At 44.4% G+C, this 15,378-nt stretch carries 12 protein-coding genes; 9 read left to right on the top strand and 3 right to left on the bottom strand.

The genetic code is table 11. The features are described 5' to 3' along the window. Positions 1-141: 141 nt before the first annotated feature. The gene (locus VHA02S_RS06265; protein WP_017188740.1) at positions 142-1,002 is read left to right on the top strand and encodes a DUF6279 family lipoprotein; all 861 of its coding nucleotides are present in this window, start codon (positions 142-144) and stop codon (positions 1,000-1,002) included. A 192-nt stretch (positions 1,003-1,194) separates the two neighbouring features. Next, positions 1,195-2,424: a peptidase T gene (gene pepT, locus VHA02S_RS06260; protein ID WP_005453643.1), complete on the top strand. Its 1,230-nt coding sequence runs from the start codon at positions 1,195-1,197 to the stop codon at positions 2,422-2,424. Between the two features lie 120 nt (positions 2,425-2,544). On the opposite strand, the gene VHA02S_RS06255 is transcribed toward pepT, so the two are convergent. Continuing rightward, positions 2,545-3,003 carry a dCMP deaminase family protein gene (locus VHA02S_RS06255; protein ID WP_005453645.1) on the bottom strand — a complete coding sequence of 153 codons (459 nt, stop codon included), beginning with the start codon at positions 3,001-3,003 and terminating at the stop codon, positions 2,545-2,547. A gap of 350 nt (positions 3,004-3,353) precedes the next feature. Between VHA02S_RS06255 and vmeY the strand changes: the two genes are divergently transcribed. Together vmeY and vmeZ are read left to right on the top strand one after the other, a co-directional pair. Further along, entirely contained in the window at positions 3,354-4,481 is a 1,128-nt protein-coding gene (vmeY, locus tag VHA02S_RS06250) for a multidrug efflux RND transporter periplasmic adaptor subunit VmeY (protein ID WP_005453651.1), read from the top strand. 8 nt (positions 4,482-4,489) lie between these two features. Continuing rightward, on the top strand, positions 4,490-7,642 hold the full coding sequence (gene vmeZ / locus VHA02S_RS06245) for a multidrug efflux RND transporter permease subunit VmeZ (protein WP_038898990.1): 3,153 nt from the start codon (positions 4,490-4,492) through the stop codon (positions 7,640-7,642). A 92-nt stretch (positions 7,643-7,734) separates the two neighbouring features. Here the strand turns inward: vmeZ and VHA02S_RS06240 are convergent, their stop codons facing one another. Together VHA02S_RS06240 and arfB are read right to left on the bottom strand one after the other, a co-directional pair. Further along, the gene (locus VHA02S_RS06240) at positions 7,735-9,504 is read right to left on the bottom strand and encodes a methyl-accepting chemotaxis protein (RefSeq protein ID WP_017819301.1); all 1,770 of its coding nucleotides are present in this window, start codon (positions 9,502-9,504) and stop codon (positions 7,735-7,737) included. Between the two features lie 71 nt (positions 9,505-9,575). Further along, positions 9,576-9,989, bottom strand: a complete 414-nt coding sequence (gene arfB / locus VHA02S_RS06235) for an alternative ribosome rescue aminoacyl-tRNA hydrolase ArfB (RefSeq protein ID WP_005453654.1) — start codon at positions 9,987-9,989, stop codon at positions 9,576-9,578. Positions 9,990-10,065: 76 nt separating this feature from the next. On the opposite strand from arfB, the gene VHA02S_RS06230 reads away from it, so the two are divergent. The 5 genes from VHA02S_RS06230 to VHA02S_RS06210 all read left to right on the top strand — a co-directional run bounded on the left by VHA02S_RS06230 (position 10,066) and on the right by VHA02S_RS06210 (position 15,354). Beyond that, positions 10,066-10,668, top strand: coding sequence for a beta-phosphoglucomutase family hydrolase (locus VHA02S_RS06230; protein WP_005453655.1), 603 nt, complete (start codon positions 10,066-10,068; stop codon positions 10,666-10,668). A 208-nt stretch (positions 10,669-10,876) separates the two neighbouring features. Further along, positions 10,877-11,512, top strand: coding sequence for a helix-turn-helix transcriptional regulator (locus VHA02S_RS06225; protein ID WP_038898991.1), 636 nt, complete (start codon positions 10,877-10,879; stop codon positions 11,510-11,512). A 170-nt stretch (positions 11,513-11,682) separates the two neighbouring features. After that, a complete protein-coding gene (locus VHA02S_RS06220; protein WP_005453662.1) occupies positions 11,683-12,195 on the top strand; it encodes a hypothetical protein in 513 nt (170 codons plus the stop codon). A gap of 50 nt (positions 12,196-12,245) precedes the next feature. Continuing rightward, entirely contained in the window at positions 12,246-12,908 is a 663-nt protein-coding gene (locus tag VHA02S_RS06215; protein WP_038898992.1) for a fimbrial biogenesis chaperone, read from the top strand. Between the two features lie 46 nt (positions 12,909-12,954). Then, positions 12,955-15,354, top strand: a complete 2,400-nt coding sequence (locus VHA02S_RS06210) for a fimbria/pilus outer membrane usher protein (protein ID WP_038898993.1) — start codon at positions 12,955-12,957, stop codon at positions 15,352-15,354. Positions 15,355-15,378 lie beyond the last annotated feature (24 nt).

The following is a 15,378-nucleotide window of genomic DNA, read 5'->3' as shown; positions in this document are numbered from 1 at the left end:
GATAAAAAAGTTAATTTCAAACTCTATATACTACTAGGGTGGCAATGTCACTTTGCCAGACTGACGTAAGTTTGCCGCAATAATAAGTGATTTAGATTGAGTATAGAACTTAATCAATGGAAAAGGGAATATGGATCGGTGATGAAATTAAAAAGTTTATCTAATAAAGCGGTTCGATATGGATGTATCTTGTTATCTATTTTGGCGCTTGCTGGTTGTGCAAAGAAGTTTTTATACAGCAATATTGATTGGGTAGTGATCGAATATTTAGATGACTATGTGTCTTTAGATGGTGAACAAGAAGCTCTGGTAGAGGAGCGAATCTTATTATTAGCCGATTGGCACAAGAAAGAAGAATTACCTTTATATATCGATCACTTAAAACAATTGGAGGCACTGAATAAAGACAGCATTACGTTGGAAGCATTGCAAGCGAATCGAGACCAAATGCGTGAACATTATCAACGTCTTGTTTCGAAAGCCGCTCCAGATCTCTTCTCGTTAAGTATGCAGCTCGATAATCAACAAGAAGCAGAATTTATTGATAGTGTAAGAGAACGTTATAAGGAGAGGGATGAAAAATATGTAGGAAAAACGGAACAAGAACTGAGAGAAGTTGTCTTAGAGAATACAGAGGATTGGATGGAAGAATGGTTGGGGAAATTATCTAGCCAACAAAAAGCGCGAGCCAAACAGCTTTCTCAACAAGTGATTATAAATAGTCTCTTATGGCGTGATTATCGATCTTCCATTATTCAAGAATTAGAATATCTTTTCGAAAATAAAACCAACAGCGTGGTTTACCAGCAGGTATTCATGCAGCTCTTATTTGAACCAGAAAGTTATTATAGTGATCAATTGACTAAGAATATTGATCAAAATATCGCACTAACGGATCAATTCACTCTAGATATAGCTCAATCCATGAGTGATAAACAATGGAAACACTTCCATGGCAAAATCCGAGAGTGGCGAGAACTTGCCGAAGACCTATTGAATTAAAACTCGATAAATCAAATTCTTAATGTGAGTGCTGTAGGAGTGCGCCAGCACTTTTTAATGAAAAACTGATTCAAAGCAAATTCTTATCGCCTCATGAGCGTAACATGGTTTGTCGAACCATGTTGGATAGGATCCTCGCATACCAAGCATCCCTGTGCGTGGCATCCTTCGCCCAAAACAATGAGAATAATTATGAAACATTTAGTTGAAAGATTTCTTCGCTACGTCACGTTCGATACTCAATCTAATCCCCACGAATCAGCTTGCCCAAGCAGCAGCGGGCAACTGGTGTTTGCTCAGCAACTCAAAAAAGAGATGATTGAGCTTGGCTTAAGTAATGTGACGTTAAGTGACAACGGCTACTTGATGGCAAAACTGCCATCTAACGTTGATTACGATGTACCTGCTATTGGCTTTATCGCGCATATGGACACTGCACCAGATGCCTCTGGTAAAAATGTAAATCCTCAGTTTATTGAGGACTATCAGGGTGGCGATATTGCACTTGGTTTGGGCGATGAAGTGTTATCACCAGTCCAATACCCAGATTTGCACGATCTTCATGGTCACAACCTGATCACGACAGATGGTACGACACTACTTGGTGCTGACAACAAAGCTGGTATTGCAGAAATTCTTTCCGCGGTTGCGATGCTGATTGAAAACCCTCAAATCCCACACGGTGATATTTGCATTGGTTTTACACCAGATGAAGAAATTGGTCGCGGTGCGGACTTATTTGATGTTGAGAAGTTTGGTGCGAAATGGGCGTACACTATCGATGGTGGTCCTCAAGGCGAGTTAGAATACGAAAACTTTAATGCAACCAGTGCGGATGTCATTTTCCATGGCGTGAGTGTTCACCCTGGTACAGCAAAAGGCAAATTGGTTAATGCGATGAACTTGGCGGCAAAATTCCAAGTGCAAATGCCAGAAGATCAGACGCCAGAAACCACAGAAGGCTACGAAGGCTTCTTCCATCTTAAATCAGGTGAACTTGGTGTGGCTCGCAGTGAGCTAGGTTACATCATCCGTGACTTCGATCGTGAAGGTCTGGAAAGCCGTAAAGCCTTCATGCAGAAACTTGTCGATGATATGAACGCTGGGTTGAAGCATGGCTCTGTTGAGTTGAAGCTCACTGACAGCTACTACAACATGCGTGAAATGGTTGAACCATACCCGCACATTATCGACTTGGCGAAACAAGCGATGGAAGATTGTGATGTGGAACCTCTGATCAAACCAATTCGTGGCGGAACAGATGGCGCTCGTTTGTCATTTATGGGTTTACCGTGTCCAAACATCTTCACTGGCGGTTATAACTTCCACGGTATCCACGAGTTTATTTCAGTTGAGATGATGGAGAAATCGGTTCAAGTGATCGTTAAGATTGCTGAGCTAACGGCGAAGAAGCACGGTTAATATCATTTGCTGAGTAATCTCATCCTTCAAGTAAACAAAAGCCCAGACACGTGTCTGGGCTTTTTAATTTTGCTCGAGTGAAATGAATTCTGTACGTTTATTAGCCATCCAAGAGGTGGTTTAACGAACGCTTTTTTCTTCGATTTCACTAATTGGTAGCCAGTTCACTTCGACTCCGGCTTGGTCGAACATATCTTGGCTTACTTGAATCTTATCACCCCAACGAGACAAGAAATCTTCAGACTGTTCCGGGCAACTCACGCGAGCGATACCTGTCTGAATGATCTTTGCCGCACAGTTTGGGCAAGGGAAGTGCGTTACCCAGATATCGCATCCATCTAAGTCGCGCTTTGAAAACAAAATCGCGTTCTCTTCTGCGTGCAGTGTTTTTAAGTATTTCAGTTCACGTTCATCCGTATCCACACTGTCAGAAACACCATGTGGGTAGCCGTTGAAGCCAACAGAAACAATGCGGTTTTGTTTTGTGATAACCGCACCTACCTGTGTCGATGGATCTTTACTCCAAGATGCCACCAGCTCAGCCATTTGGTAAAAACGTTTCTCCCATTTAGAAATCATACTCATCCTCTCGGTCGAAAGCTTTGAATTATCTGCATGATAACGCATTCTGTTTAAAAAAATAGTCAAAACATGTCTAGCGATCATGAAGATTCTATTTTCCTATGTAGACTTTGATTTCCAAGTGATGATGACGCCATATTCTCATTGCTTACTTCACATCAATTTTCAGCGTGATTCGTGTACATGATCGCAACAAATTTAGCCTGTTGATTACGATGTTTGCGAGTCGTTTCATCGGCTTACACTTTGATACACTTTCCCCGGTTTCTCTTGAAGTTTTCGGACAAAGCACCCTGTAAGGTTAGGGTATTGTCAAACGAATCCTGTTCTATAAAGACGGTATATACATGCAAAAGAAACCACTCGTCGCACTAATGGCGGCAACAGCTATCCTCGCGGGATGCGGAGAAGCAAATAATGCCCAGAAGGGGGCGCAAGCTCCTCTTGTTGTGACTCAAGATGTCACAATTATCGACTACCAACCGAGTAAGTCTTACATCGGTCGCATTGAAGCAGTAGAAGATACGAATATTACGGCACAAGTCTCCGGCTATCTTGAAGCTCGCCATTTTGACGAAGGTCAGATGGTAGAGAAAGGGCAGTTGTTGTACTCCATCGAGCCTTCTTCTTTTGAAGCGCAAGTGGCGAGTGCAAAAGCAGCGCTAGCTCAGGCAAAAGCGGCGCTTAAGAAAGCAGAGCTCGACCACCAACGTGGTAAAAACTTGTTGCCACGTGGCAGTATTTCCCAATCAGAGTTCGATGCGTTGACGGCGACGTTACTTGGCGCGCGAGCAGAGCTTGAAGCAGCAAACGCTCAACTTAAGCTTGCGGAAGTAAACCTTTCTTACACTCAAATTCGTGCTCCATTTAGCGGTCGCATCAGTGACAGTAAAGTAAGTACTGGTGATCTGCTTTCCCCATCTTCTGGCATTTTGACGACATTAGTTAGCCTAGACCCAGTGCATACCTCATTCAGCGTGAGTGAACGTGAACGTTTAAACCTTGGTATGGACGGTATTAAAGGCGACGGTAGTGCAGAGTCTAGTGGCGTTGAGGTTCAGCTTGAACTGGAAAACGGAGAGTACTTCGAACATCTAGGTCAATTGGACTTTTTAGGTAATCGGATTAATACGCAAACCGGTACGATCGCGATGCGCGCAGTGGTACCAAACCCGGAGCAAAAGCTACTTCCTGGCCAGCATATTAAAGTAAACCTTCGCGATAAGAATGCAAAAGACGTCATCGTGATTCCTCGTCGTGCAGTGCAAACGGACCTAGAAGGTGACTTTGCCATGGTGATGGCAGAAGGCAATGTTGCGGAGCGCCGTAACGTTGAACTTGGTGCGCAAGTAGAGCAGGGTATCATCATCAAAGAAGGTTTGAACAAGGACGACACTGTGATTACACAAGGTCTACAACGTGTACGCAACGGTGTAGAAGTGCGTATTCAATCACCTGCTGAACAGAAACAGTAGGAGGCGTCATGTTAAGTCGTTTCTTTATTCAAAGACCGAAATTCGCACTGGTTATTTCGATCATCTTGACGTTGGCAGGTGCCATCTCATTAGCGATCTTGCCTGTTGCTGAATATCCTAAAATCAGTCCACCATCGGTGAGCGTGACTGCATTTTATACGGGTGCAAGTGCTGAGGTTGTGGAGCAGGCGATAGCCGACCCAATAGAAACCTCCGTGAACGGCGTTGAAAACATGATTTACATGTCTTCAAAGAGTGCTAACGATGGTTCTTACAGCCTAAACGTCACCTTCGATGTGGGTACTGACCCAGACATGGCGCAGGTTAACGTGCAAAACCGTGTATCGCAGATTGAGTCAAAACTGCCTCAAGAAGTGCGCATGGTAGGTGTAACGGTGAAAAAGCGCTCTCCTGACTTGTTGATGGTTTTGAACTTCTACTCACCTGACGGTAAGTACGATGACAAGTTCCTTATCAACTACATCAACCTGAACGTAAAAGACCAACTGGCGCGTGTTAAGGGCATCAGTGAAGTTAACGTTATCGGTGGTGGTGAATACGCGATGCGTGTTTGGTTAGATCCAGAAAAAATGGCTAACCTGAACCTCACAACAACCGATGTGTACTCGGCGTTGGCAGAGCAGAACGTACAGGTAGCGGCCGGTCGTATTGGTGCTGCGCCATACAACAACCCTCAAGAAGTTCAGTTTAACTTGGTGACCAAAGGTCGTCTTGAGAGCGTGAGCGAGTTTGAGGATGTAGTACTTCGTGCAAACCCAGATGGTTCTACTGTATACCTAAAAGACGTTGCTCGCGTTGAGCTTGGTAAGAAGTTCTATGACGGTAACGGTAAGTTCCGTGGTCAAGATGCCTCTATCGTCGCGTTGTCACTGCAATCAGACGCAAACGCATTGGAAAGTGGGCAAGCGGTCATGGACTTGCTTGAGCGCTTAAGCACTAACTTCCCTGAAGGCATGGCTTACGAAACCAGTTATGACACAACCGTGTTCGTTGCAGAGTCGATCAAGGGTGTAGTGAAAACGCTGATTGAAGCGATCTTGTTGGTAATTGCAGTTACTTACCTGTTCCTTGGTAGTGCGCGCGCAACCTTAATTCCTGTTGTTGCGATTCCAGTATCCCTTATCGGCACATTCGCTATCATGCAGGCGACGGGTTTTACCATCAACACGGTAACCCTGTTCGGTTTGATCCTCGCCATCGGTATCGTGGTAGATGACGCGATTCTAGTTATCGAAAACGTCGATACCACTATGGCGAAAGACCCAACCATTTCACCACGCAAAGCCACTTTGCTGGCGATGAAAGAAGTAACGGGGCCAATCATTACCTCGACCTTGGTTCTATTGGCGGTATTTCTACCAGTAGCCATGCTTCCGGGGATTACCGGCATCATGTACCGTCAGTTCGCATTGACGATCTGTATCTCGGTAGTTATCTCGTCTATTAACGCATTAACGCTGTCTCCAGCACTATGTTCGCTGGTATTGAAGCAGGGTGGTGGTAACACGGCAAACTGGTTCCAAGCGTTCAACCGTGGTCTAGAGCGTGTAACAGCGCGCTACGGTCAGCTCGCTGGCTTCTTGGTCAAGAAGTCTATGTTGCTGATTGCTTTCTTCTTCGTCGCGGTTGCCGCAGTAACTTTCTTCGCGAAAACAACGTCTACGGCGTTTGTACCTCAAGAAGATAAAGGCATTTTGTTGGTGAACGTGCAACTTCCGGACTCTGCGTCACTTTCTCGTACCGAAGAAGTGACCAATGAACTGATGAAGATGGTTGAGCAAGAACCGGGTGTTGATGGCGTGACGGTTGCGAATGGTTACTCATTCATGACGGGTGCCGCAGCATCAAATGGTGCGTCTCTGTTTATCAAACTGCATGATTGGGATACGCGTAACTCACTTGATGGTGAACATGCTGCTAACGCAATTGCAAACCGCATCAACGGTCGTGCTGCGATGGAACTGCCGCAAGCGATAGTATTTGCGATGGGACCTCCTGCCGTTCCAGGTATGGGCGCAGCCTCAGGCTTTGAATTTGTACTTGAGGACACGTTAGGTCGTAGCCGTACTGATTTGTCGATGGTAATGGGTGAAATGATTCAGGCGGCTAACCAAGCTCCAGAAATCGCATATACCTTCAGTACCTTCCGTGCAAATGTACCGCATTACTATGTCGATATTGACCGTGAGAAAGCACAACAGTTAGGTATTCCACTGTCGTCAATCTTCCAAACATTGCAAGGTAACCTTGGTTCGCTATACGTGAACGACTTCACCATGTTCGGTAAGAACTTCCGTGTGACCATGCAAGCAGACAGTGAACACCGCAGCAGTATGGAAGATCTTGAGCGTTTCCACGTTCGTTCTTCGAGCGGCGATATGGTGCCACTGAGTACATTAGTGAGCTACGAACAGGTGTTTGAGCCGGATGTTGCATGGCGTTATAACATGTACCGCAGTGCCATCATCCAAGGTCAACCTGCTCCGGGTTATTCAAGTGGTGACGCGATTGCAGCAATGGAACGTGTTGCGGCTGAAGTTCTGCCACAAGGTTACACCTACGAGTGGACGGGTATGGCGTATCAAGAAGTCTTGGCAGGTAACCAAGCGATTTACGCGTTCGCATTGGCATTGATCTTTATCTACTTGTTCATGGTGGCGCAGTACGAGAGTTGGAGTATTCCTTTAGCGATCATCCTAGTGGTGCCAGTGGCAACGTTGGGTTCCTTCCTCGCATTGAACTTAACCGGAACGCCACTCAACTTGTACGCTCAGATAGGTCTCGTCCTGCTCATAGCGCTCGCGGCGAAGAACGCAATCCTAATTGTGGAATTCGCCAAGCAAGAGCGTGAAGAAAAAGATGTGGATATCGACAGTGCAGCAGTACAAGGGGGTAAGCTTCGTTTCCGTGCTGTTAACATGACGTCTTGGTCGTTTATCTTGGGTATTTTCCCATTGATCTTCGCCGCTGGTGCGGGTCATGTGAGTCAGAACTCATTGGGTATTTCCCTAATTGGTGGTCTGCTGTGTGTGCTCCTAGCAGGTACTTTCCTGATTCCGGGCTTCTACGCTCTGGTACAGAGAAAACGTGAGAAGATCCACGGTGGTAATACCAAACTGGTTCCTTTAGATGATGAATAAGCACTAAGTAACTTTAAATAGAAAAGCCCGAAGCATGAGAGTGCTTCGGGCTTTTTGTTGGTACTCATTTAAACCGAGTAAGTGAACTTGGGCTACGCGCTGCGAGTTTTAAATTCCGCAACCGCTTCGTCCATGTCATGGGCTTGAGCAGAGACAGAGTCGACTTCATGCAGACACTCTTGTGCGGATTGCATGTTGTTTTCTGAAATCACGTTCAATTCAGTAATCGAGTCGCTCACCTGATTCATCACGATGCCTTGCTCTTCAATTGCTGATGCGATGCGTTCAGAGTTGCCTTGAATTGCATGCATGTCTGCAATGATTTGCTGAAGGCTTGAATCCAGCTTCTCCGATGCTTGTAGGGTTTGCTGACCCTGATCGTTACATTGGTCGATATCAGATACGACCATCGACATTTGTGACTGAATGTCTGATACCACGCGAGTGATCTCTTCTGTCGATTGATGAGTACGACTTGCGAGTGCGCGTACTTCATCCGCCACGACGGCAAAGCCACGACCTTGCTCGCCGGCACGTGCTGCTTCAATTGCTGCGTTTAGCGCGAGTAGGTTAGTTTGCTCTGCAATATCTTGGATGATGTTTACTGCACCGCCAATTTTCGCTACATGTTCGTTTAAAGAGCCAATTGATTGCTGGCTGTTCGAGAGAATACCAGTTAATTGACCGACATTTGTTACTGTGGTTTCAACAACGGTACGACCTTGCTCCGCATTGTTTGCAGCTTGGTGAACGCCTTCTACTGCCACAGAAGTACTTTCAGAGATTTCACCAATCGTGGCGACCATTTGCTGAACTGCTGTTGCCATTGATGAGGTATGGTCTGCCTGAGTGTGGAACTGTTCCATCACACCTTCTAGTTCGCGATGCATGTTGTCAGTACTTGCTGATAGCTGTGCTGACTTCTCTTGTGTGCCATGAATCAGGTGCTCAAGCTTATCCAACAGATCGTTTAAGTGGTGGCTGATGTCCGCCAGTTCATCTTTACCTGCCAACTCTGAACGTAAACCCATGTTATTACTTTCACTGATGTTCTTTATGGTCGCAAGCAGGCTACTAACGCGTGCATTGATTGAGCGTGAGATTTGCGAAATCAGAGCTAAGATAATAATAAATACTACCGCAGTGATAACTTGTTTCACCATGGTGTTTTGACTATCACGTTCGGTCGCTGCATTACTCAACGCAGATGAGAAGGTCTTAAATTGTTCTTCAACTGTGTGTGATAGGGCACGAGTGTCACCCAGTAGACCTTTGTTGTACGCGACTCCAATCGTCTGTCTCTGCGTCGCAAGTTGGCGCGCATTTTCGATTAATGAAGGAACATACAAACCTTGCAACAGACCTTCGTCCATTTGTCCGGCTTTAACTCGTTGCGCGAACTTAGTCAGTGCCATTACTTGTTGGTGGTTTGCATTTTGCTCGGCTTCAGATAAAGCCTGTTCAAAGCTCGCTAATAGACCACTATTTGCATCGAGACCATAGCGTTCGTAAGCAGCAACTAATTTTTGAAATCCTTTTTGGTAAGCCAGTAAATCTTGCTTGAATTGATGACTAGAAGGAAGTTCATAAAGGTTGAGAATGCCAGCCAATTCTTGTTCGATACCCAAAAATTTGTCGACGTTAGCATTGAATTTATCGAGGTATTTGATGTTGCTGCGTAACAAGAAGTCTTTTTCATTACGGCGCAGGTTAAGGAGACGAATTTCGAGATCGCCAACCAATTTGATTGCATGGTTGAGCTCTTGGCTTTGGTTAGCGAAGTGTGACGAGGTACCCAATAGGGTCACAATGCCAAGAATGGCAATTACTCCTAGGGAGTAGAGCTTGTGCCTAATAGTCATATAGTTTGTCCTGAAGAATTGACTAAGTTAAGAAACCCAAAGAGGCTTCCAATGGCTAGCTCTGACGTTTGTTAGTACAGCACTTTCTGGCGTTGCTGTTTTTTTGTCGCTTGCTTGGTTTTGCTATCAAGTCTGCGACGTTGTGAAGCGCGAGTTGGTTTCGTTTTAATACGCTTCTTTTCCTGTCGGCTGGCAGATTGTATCAACGCTTGTAATCGATTTAGTGCGTCTTCTTTGTTCTGCTCTTGCGTCCGAAACTGCTGAGCTTTAATGATGATCACCCCCTCTTTTGAAATCCTACTATCCGAAAGGGCGAGGAGTCGCTCTTTATAGAATTCCGGCAGTGTGGAATGACGTACATCAAAGCGCAGATGTATTGCGGACGATACCTTATTAACGTTCTGCCCACCATTTCCTTGAGCCCGGATAGGCAATAATTGGACTTCCCAATCTTGAATTGTGACGGAGTTCGAAATTTTGAGCATGATTACTAAATGCCAATAAGGAATGTGACGATGGCTGATAAATTACCATCAGAGATGTACAAATAGAAGAATTGACATGAACACAATAGATTTAAGCCCCTATAAAGGGTTAATTTTCGATATGGACGGCACCTTGATTGATACGATGCCAGCGCACTTAGCTGCATGGCAAGCGACAGCAGACCGTTTCGAGTTCCCTTTTAACCAAGAGTGGTTGCATAGTTTAGGGGGCATGCCAAGCTTCAAAATTGTTGGCGAAGTGAATCGTCAACACGGTTTATCTCTCGACCCAAAAGTTGTTTCTCGTTTCAAAATGGACACGTTTGCAGAAATGGAACAACACGGTGAAATTATTTCATGCACGAATACGGTTTTGGACCAACATCTTGGTAATAAGAAGATTGCTGTTGGAACAGGCAGTCAACGTGATAGCGCACTGCGTCTGTTAGCAAAAGCGGGCATTCTGAAGAAGTTAAATGCTGTCGTTACGGCAACGGATGTAGAAAATCACAAACCTTTCCCAGATACGTTTCTTATGGCAGCCGAACAGCTTGGTTTGTCTGCACAAGAGTGTGTGGTGTTTGAAGATACCGAGTTAGGAAAAAAAGCCGCTCATGCCGCAGGAATGGATTGTGTGATGGTCGAGGGTAATGAGCTAGTATTTTATCCAAAATCTTAACTTAATAAGTTAATTGTCATTTAAAAGACCACGATATTATCGTGGTCTTTTTGTATAACCTCAGTGAATTTATATAATTCTCATAATGAGAATGTGAATGTTTATTGTGAAATTAATCAAATTATCAATCTAATTATAAAGTATTAATAATCTACACTCGCTATAGTTATTTATTCCTTTTACTAAATTATTTTTACAGGAAAGGATCATGACACGCTCTCAAAATGTTTATGTAATTTCTTCTGACTCAGATTGGTCAGGGTTAGTTATTGCTGGTTTATCTCATTCTTTTAAAAACTACACTTTTTACACTGAGAAAACTGTCAATAATATATGGAATTTAAAAAGTACTGATATTGTTATTTATGATCGCCTTACTTTAGGTAATCCATCATTGCACTTAATCTCACCACTTTCGCGTGGCGGTGCTTGGTTGCTTGCCAATGCGAGTAAGCAAGACTTAGAGGGAGTTCAAGGGCTTATATCTCTGGGTTGGGGTGGGTTACTAGAGAATGACTTTACCTTAGAACTGCTTCACAAATCCGTCCGAATGGTGGCTTCTGGTCAGTTATGGTTTAGTCGAGAAGCCATGTCTTCTTCATTGAAGAATATTGTGAGGGGACAAGTTCATAGTTCTTCATCTGCGGAAGTTCTAGGTGCTAAATACGAACTTTCTACTAAAGAACAGAAAGTATTTATGTATTTAGTTCAAGGTTATTCAAATAAAGAAATAGCAGGTCAACTGAGTGTAAGTTTAAGCACGGTAAAAACACATGTCTCCCATATATTATCTAAAACAGGAAAGCAAAGCCGTTCTCAGTTAGGATCTTTAATGGTTGAGTGATTTTTGATCTAGTTCAAATTAATTATTTGGTTGTCCTTTACTCATCCTTTTATGTGGTTCTTTTGGTCAGATGACCGATAGGAAAAAAGTTAATAAGGCGTACATTTAACTCGTCTACTTAATTCAACTTTTGGTCTATACCGCAGGAAAAAATGTAAAGGAGAACAATCATGAAACGTTTAGCAGGTTTTGCAGCAATGGCGTTGCTTGTATCGGCTGGTGCAGTTGCGAATCCATGGGTCGTTGGGTCTGACGAAGGTCGCGCAGACTTTTACGTTAAATTCAAAGGTGAAGTGCCTAAGCGTTGTGAAATGATGACTTACGGCAACTTGGATGTCATCAATTTCGACTTAACTAAGTCATCTGATACAAAAGAATTTGGCTTTAAAACGTGGTGCAACTCATACGGCACGAAAGGTATCGTCCAAGTTGACCCATTTGGTTTTACCAACAGCAATGAAGATGAAATTCCAATGGAGTACAGCTTCAATGGTGAAACTAAGCTAAAAGACAAAGGGATTGACACTACCGTTGCTCGTATCCATCAAGTGGTTGAAATTAGTAACAACCTAGATAAAACGATGACTGATGAGCACAAACTTTCAATTACCTCTAAACCTCAAGCTGGTGCGCGTTGGGGTGAATACAGCGGCGCGATGTATGTGACTCTATTCCACATGTAGGAAGGAATTCGCTGAGGGAGGTCCCGTCCATCCCTCAGCCATTATGTTGTATGAAAACACTTCGAATATTATTTCTCATCTTGATTTATATGCCAGCACAAGTGTTGGCTTTTGAGCTTTTCCCAATGGTGCAATTTCTTTCCGATTCAGGGAAAGAGACAACGGTATTTTTCAAGGTAACCAATACTTCTCTTGCACCTTTGCCTATTGAGGTGACTGGCGTTAAGCGATTAGTTGAATTCAACAACGAAGAGTCGCTTCTTGAAACCGATGACTTGATGATCTTTCCACCGCAAGTACTTATTCAGCCGGGGAAATCTCAGACCATTAAGGTGCAATACATTGGCGCACCCAAGGGTGTAGCAGAATCCTATCGTTTGATCGTGAGCCAATTGCCACTCAAAGCGGATGAAGTTGAGAAAGATGCCATACAAATGTTGTTCCGAATCGGAGCGCTTGTGTTTGTCTCTCCACAAGATGCGCAAGACCAATATTCCAGCGAAATCACTGTATCCAATGACAACAAGCCAAATCTGAAAATTAGCAATACAGGTTCAAGTGTTATTGAGTTAAACAAACACACTTACTCGGTTGATTGGCAAGGTCAAACGAAGCGTTGGGATTGGGAGCAACTAGAGCCGCTTCTGCCGATGCAATATCTCGTACCAAACCAGAAAGTTCAGGTGAACGTCGAGTCACTTCTTGTGAACTAACGACACCCAGTTTCTATAACGTCGCTGACATACACGGAAGGTTACAATGTGGCGCGCATTCGTCGTATCGATCGCTGTCCTTATTTCTGGGGCTGTATGGGGAAGCTCTTACAGCCTCTCCTTACCCCTTGTGTATGAACAAAATCAGCTTGGCGAACTCCCTGTTGAAATAAACGGCATGGCTCTTGAGCGAGTGTCTGTCGATGCCCTCCAAGATTTGCTCGGAACGCGCGTGAGTCCGGAATGGTGGTCGCAGTTTTTTGGTTCAGAGCCGTCAACATTCGTTGATATCGAAACACTCGCTGAGCGAGGTATCGAGGTGACACTTAATACTGAATCCTTGTTTATTGACGTTCGGCTCTCGGCACAAATTCTTAGCGAACAAGACATTACTTTGTCGTCTGGCTATCCCGATTTTATTCCCTCTGAAAGTGGCTCGATAAACTGGTTAAACAGTTTTAGCTTCGCCTATAACAATTATTGGCAAGAGGATGTTGAGACTTGGGACACGTCGCTGGATTGGTTGTCACAAGGCAATATCGGTGGTGCCAGTGGTGTGAATTTTCTTTTAGCCAATTATCTTGAAGCGGATAACGAAACCACAAAGTTTTCTCGAGGTGAGTGGATTGCTTTCTATGATGATCCAAACTTACCGATGCGTGCTTCCACAGGGGATGTTATCAGCGGTGAATCCGGACATATTTATGGCATGTCCTTGGGTGGTTTTTCTATTGAGAGTCGATACGCTGACTTACAACCGGATCGTGAGACAAGCCCTGAGAGTAGCCAACAACTTGTTCTGCTCGAATCCGCTGAAGTGGAAGTTTATGTCAACGGTGAACGAATTTCTGGTGGGCGATTGGAGCCGGGACGTTACAACCTCAAGAATCTGATCTTAGATAACGGTGCTAACGATATTACGGTTGTCGTCAACTATGTTTCTGGTAAGCAAGACGTATTGCGCTTTACTCAATTTTACAACGCTAAGCTGTTGAAAAAAGGTCTGATTGATTACTCGTTTTCCGTTGGGCAGCCAATCATCTATGACAACCGTCAAGTAGAATACGAAGAGGAATGGGTAGCGACAGGTTACTTAGAATATGGTGTCACTGACTGGTTAACCGCAGGTGCAAACGGCTTATATGCTCAAGATGGTTCGATATTTGGGGCTCTGACTACTTTCAAAAGCGGTGTAGGGAATGTGACTGCCCGTTATTCGCTAAGCTCTGCAAGTTCGGGAGAAGACGGTTGGATAGCTTCCCTTGATTATGAAAACAGCATTTTTGGAAGTGGGGAAAGCCAATCTCCCAACCTACGTTTTGCGATTGAAAAATCGGATGATTTTCAAAACAAACCTTGGAAAGAATCCCAAGAAGGCAACTCATATACACAATATCTCGCAAATTACTTTTGGCAGATAAACAGTAAATTTGATCTGACATTAACAGGACGCCTGACTCAGCTCCCTCCTGATGACGATGAGTTACGTGGTTCGGTCTTGCTAAATTGGCGACATGGTGGTTTTACGGTAGGGGTTGGCAGCGAATACGAAGAATCCGAGCGTTATAACGAACCGGATACGCGTTTCTTGTTTACCTTTGAATACAATTGGTATTCGGATGAGCATGGAAATCGTATAGGCCTCTCTTACAACAGTGAGAATGAACGGAGCCGAGCGTATTTTAGTAATGAAGGTTTGAACTACGTTGGTGACTATGGTGTAAGAATCGAAGCAGAGCAGGACGAATTTCGTGATACCCAACGAGCTCAATTGAGTTACACCGCAAATCGTTTTAGAGCAGAGTCTGAAGTAAGTCGTGATGTAGTGAGAAAAGAAGATACCGAGCAATACCAAGCTTCACTGCGCCTAGCGACTGCAGTTGGTATGGTTGACGGTGATTGGGGGTGGGGACGTGCGACCAGTGGTCCTTTTGTTGTGGCAGAAATGCACCCGACGTTGGGTGAAGCGACTGCGAACCTAGATGTAGACTCCCAAGGAAGACCAACCGCAATGGCGACAAAGCATCTTAATGGTCTTGTTTCGATCTCCCAACCTTATGCTCGCTATGCGATGGATTATAACGTGATGGATTCTCCTGTTGGTTATGACTGGGGAGATGGCAAACTTGAGCTAATGCCGGCGGCGGCAACCGGATATTTGTTGACGATAGGTTCCGATGCGTCATACACGGCGAGTGGTTATTTGAAGCGTCTTAGCGGTGAACCTATCGAGTACCGACAAGGGCGTGTGTTGGTTGATGATGAACAAATTGAGTTTTTTACCAACAAGCAAGGACGATTTTTCATTCAAGGTCTACGTCCTGGCATATATACAGTTGAGCTTTATGGACTACAGATTAGCCCTGTCGTTATCTCGATTCCTGAGTCTGATACGAGCTTAATCGATTTAGGTGAAATCACAGTAATGCCGAACAATGACAAATAATTTAGCGCATTGTACTGGTAAAGG

Origin of the sequence: Vibrio harveyi NBRC 15634 = ATCC 14126 = KCTC 12724 (assembly GCF_001591145.1) — a bacterium.
In the GTDB taxonomy this organism is placed as follows: domain Bacteria; phylum Pseudomonadota; class Gammaproteobacteria; order Enterobacterales; family Vibrionaceae; genus Vibrio; species Vibrio harveyi.
The sequence above is the reverse complement of the archived record's forward strand: the minus strand, read 5'-3'. Positions and strand labels throughout refer to the sequence as shown.